This is a genomic window from Streptomyces sp. NPDC048462 (assembly GCF_043200175.1).
Classification (GTDB): Bacteria; Actinomycetota; Actinomycetes; order Streptomycetales; family Streptomycetaceae; genus Streptomyces.
Window position 1 is genome coordinate 58,100 of record NZ_JBICXG010000019.1, and the last position, 17,565, is coordinate 75,664.

The 17,565-nt window shown below is 73.2% G+C and carries 17 protein-coding genes; 13 read left to right on the plus strand and 4 right to left on the minus strand.

Going from position 1 to position 17,565, the window contains the following annotated elements; translation table 11 throughout:
• Positions 1–9 precede the first annotated feature (9 nt).
• On the minus strand, positions 10–918 hold the full coding sequence (locus tag ACGFU6_RS27410; protein WP_393614654.1) for a hypothetical protein: 909 nt from the start codon (positions 916–918) through the stop codon (positions 10–12).
• A gap of 81 nt (positions 919–999) precedes the next feature.
• Positions 1,000–2,820, minus strand: coding sequence for a beta-galactosidase family protein (locus ACGFU6_RS27415; RefSeq protein ID WP_393614655.1), 1,821 nt, complete (start codon positions 2,818–2,820; stop codon positions 1,000–1,002).
• Between the two features lie 270 nt (positions 2,821–3,090).
• On the opposite strand from ACGFU6_RS27415, the gene ACGFU6_RS27420 reads away from it, so the two are divergent.
• Positions 3,091–3,969: a helix-turn-helix domain-containing protein gene (locus ACGFU6_RS27420; RefSeq protein ID WP_393614781.1), complete on the plus strand. Its 879-nt coding sequence runs from the start codon at positions 3,091–3,093 to the stop codon at positions 3,967–3,969.
• 198 nt (positions 3,970–4,167) lie between these two features.
• Entirely contained in the window at positions 4,168–4,503 is a 336-nt protein-coding gene (locus tag ACGFU6_RS27425; RefSeq protein ID WP_393614656.1) for a chorismate mutase, read from the plus strand.
• A gap of 30 nt (positions 4,504–4,533) precedes the next feature.
• On the opposite strand, the gene ACGFU6_RS27430 is transcribed toward ACGFU6_RS27425, so the two are convergent.
• Entirely contained in the window at positions 4,534–5,976 is a 1,443-nt protein-coding gene (locus tag ACGFU6_RS27430) for an MFS transporter (RefSeq protein ID WP_393614658.1), read from the minus strand.
• A 320-nt stretch (positions 5,977–6,296) separates the two neighbouring features.
• On the opposite strand from ACGFU6_RS27430, the gene ACGFU6_RS27435 reads away from it, so the two are divergent.
• From ACGFU6_RS27435 to ACGFU6_RS27485, 11 genes are all read left to right on the plus strand, one after another.
• Positions 6,297–7,781: an aldehyde dehydrogenase gene (locus ACGFU6_RS27435; RefSeq protein WP_393614660.1), complete on the plus strand. Its 1,485-nt coding sequence runs from the start codon at positions 6,297–6,299 to the stop codon at positions 7,779–7,781.
• 38 nt (positions 7,782–7,819) lie between these two features.
• Entirely contained in the window at positions 7,820–8,776 is a 957-nt protein-coding gene (locus tag ACGFU6_RS27440; RefSeq protein WP_393614661.1) for a VOC family protein, read from the plus strand.
• Complete coding sequence (locus tag ACGFU6_RS27445; RefSeq protein ID WP_393614663.1) at positions 8,773–9,612, plus strand: aspartate dehydrogenase domain-containing protein; 840 nt, start codon at positions 8,773–8,775, stop codon at positions 9,610–9,612. Before ACGFU6_RS27440 ends, ACGFU6_RS27445 begins: the two co-directional genes overlap by 4 nt.
• Positions 9,609–10,397, plus strand: coding sequence for an alpha/beta fold hydrolase (locus ACGFU6_RS27450; RefSeq protein WP_393614665.1), 789 nt, complete (start codon positions 9,609–9,611; stop codon positions 10,395–10,397). The genes ACGFU6_RS27445 and ACGFU6_RS27450 overlap by 4 nt, the downstream gene beginning before the upstream one ends.
• A 55-nt stretch (positions 10,398–10,452) precedes the next feature.
• Positions 10,453–10,974 (plus strand): cupin domain-containing protein, encoded by a 522-nt coding sequence (locus ACGFU6_RS27455; protein WP_393614667.1) that lies wholly within the window; start codon positions 10,453–10,455, stop codon positions 10,972–10,974.
• Positions 10,974–11,741 (plus strand): SDR family NAD(P)-dependent oxidoreductase, encoded by a 768-nt coding sequence (locus tag ACGFU6_RS27460; protein ID WP_393614669.1) that lies wholly within the window; start codon positions 10,974–10,976, stop codon positions 11,739–11,741. The genes ACGFU6_RS27455 and ACGFU6_RS27460 overlap by 1 nt, the downstream gene beginning before the upstream one ends.
• Positions 11,742–11,861: 120 nt before the next feature.
• Positions 11,862–12,659 (plus strand): SDR family oxidoreductase, encoded by a 798-nt coding sequence (locus tag ACGFU6_RS27465; RefSeq protein WP_393614670.1) that lies wholly within the window; start codon positions 11,862–11,864, stop codon positions 12,657–12,659.
• A gap of 32 nt (positions 12,660–12,691) precedes the next feature.
• Entirely contained in the window at positions 12,692–14,362 is a 1,671-nt protein-coding gene (locus ACGFU6_RS27470) for a thiamine pyrophosphate-binding protein (RefSeq protein WP_393614672.1), read from the plus strand.
• Positions 14,359–15,321 carry a PDR/VanB family oxidoreductase gene (locus ACGFU6_RS27475; protein WP_393614674.1) on the plus strand — a complete coding sequence of 321 codons (963 nt, stop codon included), beginning with the start codon at positions 14,359–14,361 and terminating at the stop codon, positions 15,319–15,321. Before ACGFU6_RS27470 ends, ACGFU6_RS27475 begins: the two co-directional genes overlap by 4 nt.
• Before the next feature lie 22 nt (positions 15,322–15,343).
• A complete protein-coding gene (locus tag ACGFU6_RS27480) occupies positions 15,344–15,574 on the plus strand; it encodes a recombinase-like helix-turn-helix domain-containing protein (RefSeq protein ID WP_393614675.1) in 231 nt (76 codons plus the stop codon).
• Positions 15,575–15,581: 7 nt separating this feature from the next.
• Positions 15,582–16,652: a Rieske 2Fe-2S domain-containing protein gene (locus ACGFU6_RS27485; protein ID WP_393614676.1), complete on the plus strand. Its 1,071-nt coding sequence runs from the start codon at positions 15,582–15,584 to the stop codon at positions 16,650–16,652.
• A 199-nt stretch (positions 16,653–16,851) separates the two neighbouring features.
• Here ACGFU6_RS27485 and ACGFU6_RS27490 read toward each other — a convergent pair whose 3' ends face one another.
• Positions 16,852–17,400 (minus strand): MarR family winged helix-turn-helix transcriptional regulator, encoded by a 549-nt coding sequence (locus tag ACGFU6_RS27490; RefSeq protein WP_393614678.1) that lies wholly within the window; start codon positions 17,398–17,400, stop codon positions 16,852–16,854.
• Between the last annotated feature and the right edge of the window lie 165 nt (positions 17,401–17,565).

Here is a 17,565-nt window from a genome sequence, read left to right on the forward strand (position 1 = left end):
GCCGGCGTCTCAGGTAGTGCAGTCCAGCACCGTGCGGCACAGCGCGCACCTGGCCCGCACCCGGCCGCGCACCGGCACCCGGTTGCGCTGATGGCAGGTCGGGCACGCGAACGCGACCCGCAGCCCGTCCCGCCCGGTCTCGAAAACGTACGGCGGCGCGGGGCCGGGGGCCGAGGCCGCACCGGGATGGTCCTGGGCGTACCGGCGGTCCTTGGCGTACCGGCGCCGGCCCGCCCAGCCGGCCGCCGTCAGCGGCGGCTGCACAGTCTCCCGCAGGGCCTGCGCCCGGCCCTTCGTGTACGCCGTGTAGGCCTGCGGGCTGGTGAACCAGGGCGAGGGGTCCTCGTCGAAGGCGAGTGCCCGCTTGGCCAGTACGTACCCGAACTCCTCCGGGGTGAGGTAGCCGAGCTTCTGGCTGGAGGTGGCATCCTCGCGGAACGCGTCGAGCAGCAGCCAGCCCGCCCCCAGATAGGCGGCAGCGGTGTCGGTGAGAATCTCGTTGTCCCGGGTACCCGGGAACTGCAGGTCCAGCCGGTGCAGCAGCACATGGGTGACCTCGTGCGACAACGCGGCGCCGATGTCCCTGCGGTGGGTGCGGAACCGGTCGTTGAGCTCGATGAAGTACTCGGGCCCGGCCGCGAGTTCGACGCTTCCGGCATGCTCCATCGCACGGAACGCCACGACCATGCGGGCATCCGGCAGCCGCAGGTGCTGCACCATCGCGCGCGCCACGCGCTGCGCGCCGAGGTGCAGGTCGTCCGAGTCGGCGAAGGCGGCGTCGACGGGCAGCAGGCTCGGCGCGAAACGGTGCACACCGTCGTACGACAGCCGCCGGTACAGCGCGGTGATCGCGGACCGGACGGTCTCCAGGTGCGGGAAGCCGTGCACGACCGGGCTGCCGTGGGGGCTGTCGCTCATGCCTCACCCCCGTCCGCGCCACTCGGTGCCGCCCACTGTAGCGGGGGCGGCACCGGGCGGCCCGGGAGAGCGGCGCGGCCCTCAGATGCCGGCCGCCTCCGGGACGCCGGCAGCGGTCCGCGAGGCCGGCCCCGGCCCCAGCTCCGCGTACGGCGCGCCCGCGTCCTCCAGCTCCAGCACCCACACCTCGTTGCTCCCTTCCCGCAGCACCGGACCCGGTACGTACAGCGTGCGCTGCGGGCCCGTCGACCAGTACCGGCCGAGGCAGAACCCGTTCACCCAGACGAACCCGCGCGTCCAGCCCGGCAGTTCGAGGCCCGCGTGCCCGGCCTCGCGCGCGTCCGCCGCCGCGAGCTCGAAGGAGCCGCGGTACAGGCCGCCGCGCCCGGACCCGTCGACCGGGACGAACGGGACCGCGGCCACCGCCGCCGCGTCCTCGAACGCGTCGAGCCGCAGGGCCCGCGCCCGTACGCCGTGCAGGAACTGCCGCTCGTGCAGCACACCTCCGGTGATGCCCTTGGCCTCGCCGAGGCGCGGCCCGTAGTTGACCCGGCCCAGCGACTCGACCCAGAGCTCCACCTCGGCGGGCCCGGCCACCGGCTCGTCGAGGGAGCCGTCCTCCTCGCTCAGGACGCCTCCGCGGACACCGTCCACGTAGACCACCGCCCGGTCCCGCAGGCCCGACACGCCCAGGGTGTACGGCCGTCGGGGACCCGGGACGGCGACCCGGTAGCGCACCAGGCCACGGTCGACGCCCAGCTCCTCGAACGTGGGCGGAACGCCGGACTCCGGCTGCTCCTCGTCCCCGAGCGCCTCCAGAACGTCGCTGAGGGGCGCCCAGCCGGTCAGCGCGGCCCGCAGCGGCGCGGCGAGCCCGGCGGGCTCCGGCGGGAGCTCCGGGAGCGGCCCGTCCGCGTAGGGGGCGAGGACCTCCCGGAACCGCCGGAACTTCTCGGTGGCCCGCCCGTACTCGTCGACCGGCGCGTCGTAGTCGTACGACGTCACCGTCCCCAGGAGCCGCTGGTCCTGGAGCGGGCCCGAGCGGTTGGCGCCCGCCCAGCCGCCGAAGTTCGTGCCGCCGTGCGCCATGTAGATGTTGACCGACGCCCCGCACTCCAGGATCTCCCGCAGCGCGTCGGCGGCCTGTGCCGGATCGCGTACGACCGGCGGCGCACCCCAGTGCTCGAACCAGCCGCACCAGAACTCCATGCACATCAGCGGGCCCTTGTCCTGGTGGCGCCGGAGCACCCGGAACGCCTCGCGCGCGCCCGACCCGAAGTTGGCCGTGGCCAGCAGGCCGGGCACCGAACCGCCCGTGAGCATGTGGTCCTCCGGCCCGTCGGAGGTGAACAGCGGCACGCTCACGCCGAGTTCGACGAGCAGCGCGGCCACCTGCCGCAGGTACTCCTGGTCGGTGCCGTAGCTGCCGTACTCGTTCTCCGCCTGGACCATGATCACCGGGCCGCCGCGGTCGATCTGCCGCTCCACGACCTGCGGCAGGAGTTCGGCGAACCACCGCCGTACCGCGCCCAGGTAGCCGGCGTCGCGGGTCCGTACCCGCCGGCCGTACCGCCCGGTCACCCAGACCGGCAGACCGCCGTTCTCCCACTCCGCGCAGATGTACGGACCCGGCCGGACGATCGCCCGGAGACCGGCCCGCTGGGCCGCGTCCAGGAACCGGCCCAGCGCCGCCACGTCCCGGAACCGGCCGGGCCGGGGTTCGTGGAGGTTCCACGGCACGTACGTCTCGACACAGTTCAGGCCCATCGCCCGCAGCATCGACAGCCGGTGGTCCCACTGTGCCTCGTGCACCCGGAAGTAGTGCAGGGCGCCCGAAAGCAGCCGCACGGGCCGCCCGTCGAGCCGGAAGTGGTCGTCGTCGCCCACCGTGAAGTCAGCCATCGTGCTCGTTCTCTCCTGTGCGGGCGGTCCCGGGGCGCCGTGCTCCGCGACCGGGTACGGCCGGAACGCGGCACGTGTGACGGAGCGGGCGAACCCGGGAGGAATGTCGCGACCCAGCCTCACCCCCTGGCGTGCGGCCGGTCCATGGACAAAGATCATTGCTGTTTGGACGCAGCGGCACACGGCTGCGGCGGCACACCGCTGTCGCAGTACACGGCTGTCGCGGCGCACCGCGTCGCGGCATGGAGCGAGAACCGGGAGCGAACGCCGATGTACCACACCTGGATGCGCTTCTTCACGCCGAGCCCGCTCCACCACCGCCTCGGCCTGGTCTGCCTGGGGGTGGGCCTCCAGCACGGCGCGCTGCCCACCGTCGGCCCCCGCACCCTGGACCACCACGTCGCCGTGGTCATCAACTCGGGCAGCGGGTGGTTCGCCGGGCCCGACGGGCGGCGCACCCCGGTCACCGCGCCCAGCCTGATCTGGCTCACCCCGGGCACCCCGCACCACTACGGCGCCGACCCCGCCACCGGCTGGGACGAGAGCTTCGTCGACTTCACGGGCCCCGCCACCACCACGTACACCGAACTCGGCTACATCGAGCCGGACCGCCCCCTCGTCCCGCTCTCCGACACGGCGGCGCCACGGGCCGCCATCGGCCGGATGGTGCGGGCGGCGCGGCGCGGCAACCCGCTCCTGGAGGTGGAGACGGGCGCCGCCGTCCACGAACTGCTCGTCGCGCTGCGCCGGGCCCGCGCCGATGTCAGCCCCGACGGTGACCCGGTGCTCCAGGCCATGACCCGGGACGCCTTCCAGCCGCTCTCCGTCGCCGAGCACGCCGCCCGGCACGGGATGACCGCCGCCGAACTGCGCACGGCCGTCCGGCGCGGTGCGGGGTGCAGCCCGAAGGACTACCTGCTCGGCATCCGGCTGGGCCGCGCCAAGGAGCTGCTGGCCACCAGCGATCTGCCGGTCGCGGCGGTCGCCCGCCGGGTCGGGTACGACGATCCGGCGTACTTCTCCCGGCTGTTCGCCCGCCGGGTCGGCATCGCGCCGGTCCGCTTCCGTGAGCAGCAGGGGCGCAGTGTGCCGGGGGGCTGGAGCGACCGGGTGCCGGACCCGGCCCACCCGCCGACGATCACTCCGTAGCCCGCTCCGCCGGACAGGCTCCAGGGTCTTTCGTCTGGATCAGGCTGGATCGGGGAGCGGGGTCCGGTGTCGTGCATCGCAAGGCGGAGGATTGAGGCAACGCGGAGCCGTTGGTGAGTGACGACAACGCCGCGAGGTGCGGCGCCGGACCCCGCGAGCCCAGCATGATCCAGACGAAAGGCCCTAAGCTCGATGACCATGACCACGAGCGACATCGACGATTCCGTAGGCGCCGAGCTGAACCGGCTGCGAGAGAGCATCGACAACATCGACGCCGCAGTCGTCCATATGCTGGCCGAGCGCTTCAAGTGCACCCAGCAGGTTGGTCACCTCAAGGCCGCCCACCAGCTTCCCCCGGCCGATCAGGCCCGGGAGTCCCGCCAGATCGCCCGGCTGCGGCAGCTGGCGGAGAGCGCGCACCTGGACCCCGCGTTCGCCGAGAAGCTGCTGAACTTCATCGTGGCCGAGGTCATCCGCCATCACGAGCGCATCGCGGAGGAGTCGGCGAACGGGACGGGCGGCGCGGGGGCCTGAGCGGCTCCCCCCGCCGCGACCGCCCGTTTCTCAGGGGGAGATCTCCTCCAGCGGGCGGTTCGCCGTCTCCTCGGCCAGGGTCGCGGCCACCACCGCGCCGATTACCGCGACCGCCCCCAGCATCACGAACACCGCCGCGACGCTGTCGCCCGCCGCGTAGACCACGCCGACCAGGATCGGGCCGAGGATCACGCCCAGGCGGTTGACCGCGCCGCCGACGCTGCAGCCCAGCGCGCGCATCCGGGTCGGGTAGAGCTCGGGCGTGTACAGGTACAGGCAGATGTTGGAGCCGAAGAAGCCGACCGCCGACAGGGAGGTCCAGATCAGGACCTGGGCGGGGGAGCGGGCGCCGAGCGCGGCGAGGGTCAGCAGGAGCGCGGCCGAGGCGCCGAGGCAGATCGCGAAGATCCGGCGGCGGCCCAGGACGTCCACCGTCAGCGCGACCAGCAGGCAGCCGAGCAGACCGGCGACCGAGGTCACGGTGGAGTAGAGCAGGGCGTCGGAGAGGCCGAGGCCGTACTCGTCCTTGTAGATGCTGGGCAGCCAGGACGTCACGCCGTAGTTGACGAAGTAGCCGGTGAACCAGATCGCGCCGACGACCAGCGTGCGGCGCCGGTAGCGGCCGGTGAACAGGCCGCGGATGCCGTTCGCGGCGCGTTCCGCCGGGGTGGGGGCCGCCGCTTGCGCTGCCGCTTCCGGCACCGCCTCCGGGGTGGGCCGGAGCGGCGGGGGCAGTGGCCGGCCCGTCGCCGCCGACACCTTCGCCTCGATCCCGGCCATCACCGCCTCGGCCTCCGCGAGCCGGCCCCGGTCCGCCAGCCAGCGCGGTGACTCGGGGACCCTGCGCTGGACGAGGAAGGCCAGCAGGCCCGGTACGGCGGCGATCGCGAACATCACGCGCCAGCCGGCCGCCGGGACCACCCAGGCCGCTGCCAGGGCGCCGACGGTGAGGCCGGCCGGGAAGACGAGCTCGTACAGCAGGACGAAGCGGCCCCGCTTGAAGCTCCGGGTGATCTCGCTGATGAACGCCGCCGCCACCGGCACCTCCCCGCCGATCGCGAGCCCCTGGAGGAAGCGGAGCGCGAGAAAGGGGGTGAGCGAGGTGCAGGCGGTCAGCGCCAGGCTCACCAGGCCCGAGGCCGCCACGCAGTACGCGATCACCTTCACCCGGCCGTAGCGGTCGGCCAGCCGCCCCGACAGCAGGGCGCCGGCGAGCATGCCGACCGAGCCGACGGTGAGGACGGCGGTGGCATCACCCGTGGTCAGGTGCCATTCGTCGCGGAGCTCCGGCAGCGCGTAGGCGATCAGCAGCTGGTCGAAGGCCTCGAAGAAGGTGACGACACCCACGATGAGCCGGACGGTGACATGCCAGCGGGAGAGGGGCAGCCGCTCGAAGCGGGCTGCGACGGCGGCGCGAGTGGTGCCGGCGGGCGGTGGGCCCGGTGCGGCGTCCTTCGAGGTGTCGGTGCTCATCCAGGGTTCCTCCTGCTCCGCGTGGGGCCGGAGCGGTTGGGGAGCCAGGCGTACGGGTTGCAGAGGGGGCGGGGAGTGAGCCGAGCGTACGGGAGGGGAGCCGGCTCAGGGGTGGGTGAGCGGGTGGAAACGATCACTGTCCCCAGGGAGATCTCTGCAAGCGCCTAGCTTCTTAGTGCTTAAGTTTTATCCGCCCTGGGGTGGACGCCGTCAAGACCTTCGAGGCGAAAGAGTTTTTTCCGAGGGGGCTTGCGGTCAATTACTTAAGGGCTTAGCTTTTTAGTCCTGAGGTAACCCATTCGACAGCAGGAGGCCAACTGATGCTTGCCGACCAGGTGTTGGTCGCGGGGCAGTGGCGCCAGGGCCGTGGAGCCCTCATCGAGACGGCCGACCCGGCCACCGGCCAGGTCATCGCCACCGTGCACGCCGCGTCCCTCGACGACGTCGAGGAGGCAGCCACCGCGGCCGCCCGAGCCGCCCAGGACCCCGCCTGGCGCGAGCTCCCCGCCCACCTCCGCGCCCGGCTGCTGCACCGCATCGCCGCCCTCGTCGAGGAGAGCGCCGACCGGCTCTCCGCCCTGCAGACCGCCGACACCGGCAAATGCCGCACCGAGACCCACGCCCTCGTCCTCAGCGCCGCCGGCACCTTCCGCTACACCGCCGCCGCCCTGGAGACCGCCGAGGACGCCCTCACCCCGTCCCGCGGCCCGTACGTCACGATGAGCGTCCACGAACCCATCGGCGTCGTCGGCGCGATCACCCCCTGGAACTCACCGATCGCCAGTGACGCCCAGAAGCTCGCCCCCGCACTCGCCGCGGGCAACGCCGTCCTCCTCAAGCCCGCCGAATGGACGCCGCTCGTCGCCCTCGCGCTCGGCCGCCTCGTCCACCGGGCCCTCACCGAGGCCGCACTGCCCACCGCGCTGCTCTCCGTACTGCCCGGCCGGGGCAGCGTCATCGGGGACGCGATCGTGCGCCATCCCGCCGTCGGGAAGGTCACCTTCACCGGCGGTACGAGTACCGGGCGCACCCTCGCCCACGCCGCGGCGGACAAGCTGATGCCCGTGTCGCTCGAACTCGGCGGCAAGTCGCCGACCGTCGTGCTGGAGGACGCCGACCTGGAGCAGGCACTGGCCGGTGTCATGTACGGGGTCTTCTCCTCCACCGGCCAGAGCTGCATCGCCGGCTCCCGGCTGTTCGTCGCCCGCTCCCGCTACGAGGAGTTCCTGGGCGAACTCGTCGCCCGCACCGAGAAGTTGCGCGTCGGACCCGGCACCGACCCGGACACCCAGGTCGCCCCGCTCGTCCACCACAGGCACCGCGACAACGTCGCCGCCCACGTCGACCTGGCCCGCGCGGAGGGCGCCACCGTCCGGTGCGGGGGAGCGGCCCCCGACGGCGAGGAGTACCGCGACGGCGCGTACTACCTGCCCACCGTCCTGGACGGGCTGCCCAACACCGCCCGCGTCTGCCAGGAGGAGATCTTCGGCCCGGTCCTGATCGCCCTGCCCTTCGACGACGAGGACGACCTCGTCGCCCAGGCCAACGACAGCGTCTACGGGCTGGCCTGCGGCATCTGGACCCGCGACCACGCCAGGGCCTGGCGCCTGGCCCGCCGCATCGACGCGGGCACCGTCTGGATCAACACGTACAAGCAGTTCAGCATCTCCACCCCGTTCGGCGGGCTCAAGGACAGCGGTATCGGCACCGAGAAGGGCCGCGACCTCATCCGCGGCTACCAGCGGCAGAAGTCCCTCTACTGGGCCACCGACACCACCCCGCTGCCCTGGGCCGCCGCCCGCTGACACCGCACGCGCCCCACCCACCCGAGCGGGAGAACGCCATGCCCCACGAGAACCACCCCCACACGCAACCCGTCGCCCGGCTGCGCGCCCTGCGCTCCGTCGAACTGCGCACCCCCGCCCTCACCGAGTCCGCCGACTTCTACTCCGAGGTCTGGGGCCTGGAACCCGTCGAACGCGAGAGCGACGCCACCTGGCTGCGCGGCACCGGCGAGGAGCACCACGTCCTCCACCTCGCCCGAGGCGAACGCAACGGCCTGGGCCGCATCACCTTCGCCGTCGCCACCCCCGCCGAGATCGACGAGGCCGCCCGCCGCCTCCTCGCCCGGGGAATCGTCCCCGTCGCCGGGCCCGGCCCGCTCGACCAGGTCGGCGGCGGCTACGGACTCCGCTTCACCGACCCCGAGGGCCGGCGACTCGAACTCAGCGCCCAGACCCACGCCGTCACCCCGCGCGGCCGGGACGCCGCCGTCCCCGTCGGCGTCACCCACACCGTCCTCAACACCACGGACATCGACGCCGCCGTCGCCTTCTACACCTCCGTGCTCGGCCTGCGCGTCTCCGACTGGTCCGAGCACCAGATGGCGTTCCTGCGCTGCAACGCCGACCACCACTGCATCGCGTTCAACCAGGCCGAGTGGACCTCCCTCAACCACGTCGCCTACGAGATGAGTGACGTCGACCACTTCATGCGCGGCCTCGGCCGGCTGCGCCACCACGGCATCAACCCCCAATGGGGGCCCGGCCGGCACGGCCCCGGCAACAACACCTTCTCCTACTTCACCGACCCCGCCGGACTCGTCTGCGAATACACCTCCGAGGTCGCGCAGATCGTCGAGGACGCCTGGATCGCCAAGGTCTGGCGCCGCACCCCCGACCTCTCCGACCTGTGGGGCACCGCCGGCCCGCCCTCGCCCGCGATCCGCCGCCACATGGCGGGCACCCCCGACCCCGGGCCCCTCGCCCCCGCCGACGTACCGGAAGAGGCCACCGCATGACCGCCACCCTCACCCCCCGCCCGGAGACGACCGCCCGCCCCGCCCGCCCCGTGCGCCGCATCGGCCTCGTCGGCTGGGGCGCCATCGGACGCGTCGTCGGCACCGCACTGGCCGACGGGCTCGTCCCCGGCGCAGAACTCACCTGCGTCATCGACAACCGCCCCCTCGTCGACGCCCCCGCACCCCAGCTGTCCTTCGAGGACGCCCTCGCCGTCTGCGACCTGATCGTCGAGGCAGCGGGCCAGGCAGTGGTACGGGAATGGGCCGAGCGGGTCCTGAACAGCGGCGCCGACCTGCTGATCGCCTCCACCGGCGCCCTCGTCGACCCCGCACTCACCGACCGGCTGCGCGCCGCCGGCCCCGGACGCGTCTACTTCACCGGCGGAGCCGTCGGCGGACTCGACCTCCTCCAGGCCGTCCGCGGCCTCGGCCCCCTCACCTCAGTCACCCTCACCACCACGAAGCTGCCCGGCACCCTCCACCAGCCGTGGATGGACGCCGAACTGACCGAGCGGCTGCGGACCACCACCGAACCCGTCGAGGTGATGCGCGGCACCGCGTGCGACGTCCCGGTCAAGTTCCCCAAGTCGACGAACGTCGCGGCCTCCGTCGCGCTGGCCACCGGAGACCCGGGCCTCGTCGAGGTCGTGGTCGTCGCGGACCCGGCCGCCACCCTCACCCGGCACGTCATCGAGGCGGCCGGCCCGCACGGCACGTACCGCTTCGAGGTGGCCCACCGGCCCGACGCCGCCAACCCCGCCACCAGCCAGGTCGTCCCGCACGCCGTGCTCCGCAGCCTCGGCGCCGTCGTCGGCCGGGCAGGACAGATCCTGTGAGCGCCGCCGCAGTTCATACCCGGGAGGCGGGTGCCCCGGACGCCCCGCTGCTGCTCTGCCTGCACGGCATCGGCTCCTCATCCGCCGCCTTCGCCCCCCAGCTCGCCGGGCTAGCGGACCGGGTCCACGTGGTGGCGTGGGACGCGCCCGGCTACGCCGACTCCGCCGACCCGGACCGGGCCCCCGGCCTCGACGGCTACGCGGACACCGCCGCAGACCTCATCCGCGAACACGGCGGCCCCGCCCACGTCCTCGGCGTCTCCTGGGGCGGCGTCATCGCGCTGCGCCTCGCCGCCCGGCACCCGGACCTGGTGGCCTCCCTGATCGTCGCCGACTCCAGCCGGGGGTCCGGCACCGACCCGGACCGGGCGAAGGCCATGCGCGGGCGCGCCGGACAGCTCGCCGCCCAGGGCCCCGAGGCCTTCGCCGCCGCCCGCGGACCCCGCCTCGTCTCGGCCGCCGCGCCGCCCGCCCTCGTCGAACGCGTCGTCGCCACGATGGCCGGCTCCCTGCGCAGCCCCGGTTACGGCTACGCCGCCGCGTCCATGGCCGAGGCGGACCTCACCGGCGAACTGCCCGCCATCGCCGCACCGGCCCTCGTCCTGTGCGGCGAACAGGACACCGTCACCGGCCCCGATGAGTCGCAGCCCATCGCCGGAGCACTCCCCACATCCGTCTACGTCACCCTCAGCGGCGCCGGACACCTCGCCAACCAGGAACGGCCCGAGGCCTTCAACGCCTGGGTCCGCGCCCACCTCCACGTCGTCGCCCGCGTTCCCGTGTAACGACGCGGCCACCACCCGCACCCACCACCCTCACCCACCGACCGAGGAGGAAACCGTGCCCATCGACAACACCCCGTACGAGACAGACGGCGACCTCGCCGAGTACACCGACTCGCTCATCGCGACCAAGGACTCCCGCGAACCCGACTGGGACACCCTGTCCTTCCAGGAGAAGGCCGGCGCCCAGTACCGCCGCGCCCAGATCCGCTACGTCGGCTCCGGCGCCACCGGCAACCACGAGAGCGACAACCGCATCCTGCCCTCGGGCGGCTTCACCCTCTCCAACATGCTCCTCCCGCCGGGCGCCGAGGGCCCCGAGCACACCCACCACGACGTCGAGGAAGCCTTCTTCGTCCTGGAGGGCCGGGTCACGGTCGGCATCCACCGAGGCGCGGACGAGGCCGAGTACCGCACCCTCGGCTACCGCGACATGATCGTCGTACCCGCCGGAGTGGCCCGCTCGCTGAAGAACGAGGGCGACACCGACGCCCTGTTCTGCGTCATCATCGGCACCCGCAAGCCGCAGGTCCCGACCTACCCCGAGCACTCCCCGATGCACGGCATCACCCGCGACTGATGGCTACCGACGACACCCCCCGTACCGCCCGTACGGTCGTCGTCACCGGCGCCGGCCGCGGCCTCGGACTGGCCGCGGCCCGCCGGATCGGCGACGACGGACACCGCGTCGTCATCGCCGAACTCGACGAGGCCACCGGCCGGCAGGCCGCCGGGGAACTGCGCGCCGACGGCATCACCGCCGACTTCCACCCGCTCGACGTGGCCGACCCGGACTCCGTCACCGCCCTGGCCGCCACCCTCGCGGGCGACGGCAGCCGGCTGCACGGCCTCGTCAACAACGCAGGCCTCGCCAACGGCGTGGGCGGCAGGCCCTTCCACGAGATCGACGTCGAGGCGTGGGACCGCATCATGACGGTCAACGCCCGGGGGCCCTGGCTCGTCGCCCGCGCCCTCCTCCCGCTGATGCGGGCCCACGGCGGCGGACGCATCGTCAACCTCGCCTCGGACGCCGCCCTGTACGGCTCGCCCCGGCTCGCCCACTACATCGCCTCCAAGGGCGCGGTGATCTCCCTGACCCGGGCCATGGCACGCGAGACCGGCGACTTCGGCATCACCGTCAACGCCGTCGCCCCCGGCCTCACCGAAGGGGAGTCCGCCGTGGACATCCCCGCCGAACGCCACGAGCTCTACCGCCTCAACCGGGCCATCTCCCGCCCCCAGCAACCCGCCGACCTCGTCGGCCTCATCGCCTTCCTCATCGGCGACGAGTCCGGCTACATCACCGGCCAGACCTTCGCGGTCAACGGCGGCTTCACGATGCAGTGAGCCGTCCAAGCCCGTCCGCCGAAATCAAGCCCGTCCGGCGATCGAGGACACCACCCGCACCGGGGTCCCGGTGCCCCCGCGGAGCACCCCCGCCGCTCCCCCCAACCCGCAAGGAACCCCATGGACCTCCGCCTGAAAGGCCACCGCATCCTCGTCACCGGCGGCAGCTCCGGCGTCGGCCTCGCCACCGTCCGCACGCTGCTCGCGGAGGGCGCCCGCGTAGCCACCTGCGGCCGCCGCCCCGACGCCCTCGCCGCCGCGCTGGACGGCCTCGCCACCCCGGACCGGCTCTACCACGCCCCCTGCGACGTCCGCGACGAGACCGCCGTGCGCGCCTTCACCGAGGCCGCCGCCCACCACCTCGGCGGTCTCGACGGACTCGTCAACAACGCCGGCGCCTCCCGGATGAAACCCTTCGCCGAGACCACCGCCGAGGACTGGCGCGACGAACTCGAACTCAAGTTCTTCGGCGTCCTCAACCCCCTCAACGCCGCCCTGCCCCACCTGCGCGCAGCCGGCAGAGCCTCCGGCCACGCCTCGGTCGTCAACATCAACGCCGTCCTCGCCAAGCAGCCCGAGACCGCGCTGATGACCACCAGCGCCGCCCGCGCCGGCATCCTCAACCTCTCCACCTCCCTGTCCAGGGAACTCGCCCCGGACGGCATCCGCGTCAACTCCGTCTGCCTCGGCCTCGTCGACACCGGCCAGTGGGAACGCCGCCACGCCGCCTCCGGCAGCCCCCTCGACTACCCCGCCTGGCAGGCCGCACTGGCCGCCGACCGAGGCATCGCGCTCGGCCGCCTGGGCAACGCCGACGAGGTCGCGTACGCCGTCACCGCACTCCTGTCGCCCAGGGCCTCGTACATCACCGGCACCACCGTCGACGTCTGCGGCGGCGTCAACCGCGCCGTCGCGTAACCCTTGTCCCAGAACCCCAGGAGCACAACGACATGACCCAGCCCAACGGCGGCGACCTGCTCGTCGAGACGCTGCGCGGACTCGGCGTCGACACGGTGTTCGGCATCGTCAGCGTGCACAACCTGCCGCTCGTCGAAGCCGTCGACCGCGACCTGCGCTTCGTCCCCGTCCGGCACGAGGCCGCGGCCGTCAACGCCGCCGACGGCTACGCCCGCGCCACCGGCAACCTCGGCTGCGCCCTCACCAGCACCGGCACCGGCGCGGGCAACGCGGCGGGCTCCCTCATCGAGTCCCTCAGCTCCGGCACCCCCGTCCTGCACATCACCGGCCAGATCGACAGCGAGTACCTCGGCTCCGGACGCGGCTTCATCCACGAGACCAAGGACCAGCTCGGCATGTTGCGGGCGGTCTCCGCGCATGCCGTCACGGTCACCGACGCCGCGTCCGCCGGCGGCATCCTCCGCGACGCGGCCGCCCGCGCCCTGACCGCACCGCACGGACCGGTCAGCGTCGAATGGCCCATCGACCTGCAGTTCGCCCCGCAGCACCTCACCGGCACTCCGGTCCCCGCGGCGGCCGTACCCGCCCTGCCCGAGCCCGCGCTCCTCGACGAGGCCGCCGCCCTGCTGTCCGCGGCCCGCCGCCCCCTCGTCTGGGCCGGCGGCGGCGCCAACAGCGCCCGGCCCGAACTCGCCGCCCTGCTCGACGCGCTGGACGCCGGACTCGTCACCTCCAACTCCGGCCGGGGCTCCGTCCCCGAGTCCGACGAGCGGGTCCTCGGCAACTACGCCACCGCACCGGCCGGCCGCGCCCTGCTCGCCGAAGCCGACGTACTGCTCTCCATCGGCACCCACTTCCGCTCCAACGAGACCGCCGACTACAGCCTCGAACTCCCGCCCGTCCACCTCCAACTGGACCTCGACCCCGCCGCCCCCGGCCGCGTGTACCCGGCCACCGTCGCCCTGCACGGCGACGCTTCCGCCGTGCTCGCCGCGCTCCTGGGACGCGTCACCAGCGGCGGTACGCAGACGGGCTGGCCCGAGCGGGTACGCAAGGCCCGCACCGGCGCCCGCACCGCGCAGCGCCACGCCATCGGACCCCAGGCCGCGATCAACGACGCGATCCGCGATGCCTGCCCGCCCGGCTCCGTCATCGCCCGCGACGTCACCATCCCCTCCTCCACCTGGGGAAACCGGCTCCTGGAGATCACCGACCCGGCCACCAACGTCTTCCCGCGCGGCGGCGGCATCGGACAGGGGCTCGCCATGGGCATCGGCGCCGCACTCGGCCGCCCCCACACCCCGGCCGTTGTCATCGCCGGCGACGGCGGCCTCGCCGTCCACCTCGGCGAACTCCTCACCCTCGCCCAGGAGAAGCCCGACCTGACCCTCCTCGTCTTCAACGACGGCGGCTACGGCGTCCTGCGCAACATGCAGGACAACCACTTCCCGCGCCGCTCCGGAGTCGACCTCACCACCCCCGACTTCGCTCTCCTCGCCGCCGCCGTCGGCCTCCCGTACGCGCGCATCGCCGCCGAGTCCGACGCCGGACCCGTCATCAAGCAGGCCATCGCAGCGCCGGGGCCCGTCCTCGTCGAGATCGACCTCGACGCGCTCGGCCCGATGAACACCCCGTTCACCCCGCCGGTCAAGCTCCCCGCAGCCGCCACCGATACCTCTGGAGAAGGAGGCAACCCGTCATGACACCCGCCGAGGAACCCCGGCTCGACCTGCTCGTCCACCGCATGACCTGGGAGGCCGACGGCGTCCTGAGCGTCGAACTCACCCACCCGGACGGCTCCCCGCTTCCCGCCTGGCGGCCCGGCGCCCACATCGACGTACACACCGGCGGGCACGTCCGCCAGTACTCGCTGTGCTCCGACCCCGCCGACACCGGCCACTGGCGCATCGGCGTCCTGCGGGAACCCGCCTCCCGCGGCGGCTCCGCCCACGTCCACAGCGGGCTCCGCCCCGGCCAGACCCTCCACGTCCAGGGCCCCCGCAACCACTTCGAGCTCGACACCGCACCCGGCGTCACCGGCTACCTCTTCATCGCGGGCGGCATCGGCATCACCCCGCTCCTGGCCATGGCCCACGAGGCCGCCCGCACCGGCACCCCGTGGCGGCTCGTCCACGGCGGCCGTACCCGAGCCTCCATGGCCTTCGCCGCCGAGCTGAGCGCACTGGCCGAACTCCCGGGCGGATCGGTGGAGTTCGTTCCCCAGGACGAGGGCGGCCCCCCCGACCTCGACGCCCTCCTCACCGGCCTCGACCCGGGCACCCAGGTCTACTGCTGCGGGCCCGAACCCCTCCTCGCCGCAGTCGAGGAACGCCGCCCCGACGCCCGCACCGAACGCTTCGCCGCGCCCACCGCCCCACCGCGCGACGGCGAGGACACCGGCTTCGACGTCCTGTGCTCGCGCACCGGACGCACCGTCGAGGTGGGCCCCGGCATCTCCGTCCTCGACGCCCTGGACAGCGCCGGCATCAGCGTCGCCTCTTCCTGCCGCGACGGAATCTGCGGCACCTGCGAGACCAAGGTCCTCGAAGGCACCCCCGACCACCGCGACTTCCTGCTCACCGACGGCGAACGCGAAGCCGGCGCGTCGATGATGCTCTGCGTCTCCCGCGCCCGCACCCCCCGCCTCGTACTCGACCTCTGAAACGCCCCCGAAGGGAGCCGGCATGACCACCCCGACCACCCCGCAGTACCTCAACCCCAACCAGGCCCGCACCGCCGAGCCCACCCCGTACGAGAAGAAGCTCGCGGCCGAGATCGAGGAGGTCTTCGGCAGCGGCGCCCACGACCTGCCCGGCCTCGTCGCCGGTCTCAACGCCCGCGACCTGCCCGCACCCGACGGCAGCCCGTGGACCGAGGAAACCTTCCGCACCGAGATGCGACGCCTGGGAGCGTGAGACAACCATGACCACCACCGCCACCACCCCCGTACAGCCCGGCACCCCCACCCGCCCCTCCGAGGTCGCCCGCCCCGGCAACCGCACCGCCGACCGGCTCTTCGACACCGGCATCCGCAACCAGTGGTACGCGGTCTGCCCCTCCGGCTTCGTCCCCGCAGGCGGCATGAAACGCCTCACCCTGCTCGGCGAGGAATGGCTCCTCTTCCGCCGCGCCGACGGCACCCTGCACATGCTGGAGGACCGCTGCCCGCACCGCGGCGCCCGCCTCTCCCTCGGCAAACACCTCGGTGACCGCATCGCCTGCTGGTACCACGGCGTACAGGTCGACGGCACCGGAACCGTCGCCGCCGTACCGGGGCTGCCCGGCTGCAACCTCGAAGGCAAGCAGCTCGTCGCCGCACCCCACGTCATCGAGACCGGCGGCGGAATCCTCGCCTACTTCGGAGACGAGGCGCACCCCGAACCGGCCCCGCTCACCCTCCCCGAACAGCTCACGGACCCCGGCACGACCGCGTTCCTCTGCTACGCCGAGTGGAACGTCAACTGGCGTTACGCCGTGGAGAACCTGCTCGACCCCATGCACGGATCGTTCCTGCACCGCGACTCGCACAGCATGGCCGAGGGACAGACCACCGCACGCTTCCGCATCCGCGAGACCGAGCGCGGCTTCTTCTTCGAGAAGACCGACCAGAGCGGCGTCAACTTCGACTGGGTCGAGCTCTGCCGCACCGGCGTCGACTGGGTCGACCTCACCATCCCGTACCCGCCGACCGCCGGCCCCGGCGGCCCGTTCGGCATCGTCGGCATGGCCACCCCCATCGACGAGAACCGGTGCGCCGTCTTCTTCTGGCGCTACCGCAAGGTCACCGACTGGCAGCGCGACACCTGGCGCTTCCTCTACAAGACGCTCCTGGAGGACCGCCACTGGGAGGTACTCGAGCAGGACCGCGTCATGCTGGAGGACCTCCGTACGGACGCCGACCAGGCGGAGAACCTCTACCAGCACGACCTGGGCGTGGTCCGCGTCCGCCGTATGTACCGCACCGAGGCCGAGGCCCAGGCGGCGACGGCCTGAAAACCGTCCTCAATCGCCGGCCCGGTCAAACCCGTCCGGCGATTGAGGACCCCCCGCGCCGGGGCATCGGCGCCCCGGTTCAAGCCCGTCCGGCGATTGAGGACACCACTCGCGCCGGGGTCCCCGGCGCCCGCGCGGAGCGACTCCGCCCCGCCCCCGAACCGCCCGCGCGGAGCGACTCCGCCCCGCCCCCGAACCGCTACGCGTCCCCCTCCGCCGCCAGCACAGACCGCTCCAGCTTCTCCAGCAACCGCGCCAGCTGCCGGCACTCCGCCGGAGACAAACCGGCCAGCATCCGCCGCTCGTTGTCCAGATGCTCGGAGAACAGCTCGTCGATCACGGACAACCCCTCGTCCGTCAGCCGCGAGTGCACCACGCGGCGGTCCTGCGGATCCCGCTCCCGCCGGATCAGCCCGTCCTTCTCCAGCCGGTCGATGCGCAGCGTCACCCCCGCCGAACTGATCAGCCCCGAATCGGCCAGCTCACCCGCCGTACGGCGAAACGGCGCGCCCGCCCTGCGCAACGCGGTCAGCACGTCGAACCCGGCCATCGACAGCCCCTTGCGCTCCACCGGCCGCGAGATCGCCGTGCTGTACCGCAGGAACGCCCGGTGCAGCCTGCCGAACACCTCCAGCGGAGCCGTGTCCAGCTCCGGCCGCTCGCGCCGCCAGTCCTCCACGATCGAGGCCACCGCGTCCTGCCCCCTCGCGGTCGTCCCGGTCGTCGCGGAAGCCTGGTTCTTCGCCATCGCGGGCACTCCTCCGTACAGATACACAACGGGTAAGAATCTTAGCCCTCAAAGGAACCACCCGGACCCCGACCCGTACCCCACCCGTACCCCGCCCGTACCCCGCCCGCGCCCCGGCCCGGACCCCGCTCAGCCCGCCGCGAACCCGCCTGCGCACCGCACACC